The sequence below is a fragment of the Oleiphilus sp. HI0067 genome (assembly GCF_001635735.1).
This window is the reverse complement of sequence record NZ_LWFI01000359.1, coordinates 1-736: the sequence shown is the minus strand read 5'-3', so window position 1 is coordinate 736 and position 736 is coordinate 1. Positions and strand designations below refer to the sequence as shown.

The following is a 736-nucleotide window of genomic DNA, read 5'->3' as shown; positions in this document are numbered from 1 at the left end:
TTGCCTCAAGCATGGCCCGAAATTCAGCCATTTCGGCTTCCATCATTTCTGGCGTCTCCAAAGTGACGCGTCCTAGTTTGCCGCTCCGTAAGTCTTGTAAAAAAATCGTTGCTGCTTGGTGAACATCAACCATACCACCACTTTTTAGACAACCACGTTTTTTACCGATAAGTTCAAGCAATTCATACTCGTCACTTCCAAACTCACTTAAACCATAGCGATCTTTTAAAGCATTTGGATAAAGCACTCTGAACTCTTTTAAACATTCCCATGCAACATCTTCATATTCCATCGCTGTATCTTTTACGGCGCCGGTGCTCGCCAAACGATATCCACACGTTGCGGGTTCAAGCTTTGGCCATAAAATACCGGGGGTATCGGAAAGGGTAATGCCATTATCGAGCTTAATTTTTTGCTGTCTTTTCGTCACAGCAGGTTCGTTACCGACCTTAGCGATTGTTTTTCCAGCCAAGCTATTGATCAAGGTCGACTTCCCTACATTCGGGATACCCATGATCATCGCACTAATACCTTTATCGCTATCGACTTTATGAGGAGCGAGTTTGCGACAAAGGTTTGCGATCATCTTAATTTTGCCGTCAGCGGTGGCACTCAATGCCAAACTTTTTACCGCATTATCTTTTTCTAAATGCGCTTGCCAAGCTTCGGTGACTTTTGGGTCGGCAAGATCAGCCTTATTAAGAAGCTTAATCACTGGCTTCTCACCGCGCAGATT

The 736-nt window shown here is 44.4% G+C and carries 1 protein-coding gene; it reads right to left on the bottom strand.

Annotated elements, in window-relative coordinates:
* Positions 1-715, bottom strand: a 715-nt coding sequence (gene ylqF / locus A3739_RS04335) for a ribosome biogenesis GTPase YlqF (RefSeq protein WP_231877004.1), incomplete at its 3' end; no start/stop codon positions are given.
* Between the last annotated feature and the right edge of the window lie 21 nt (positions 716-736).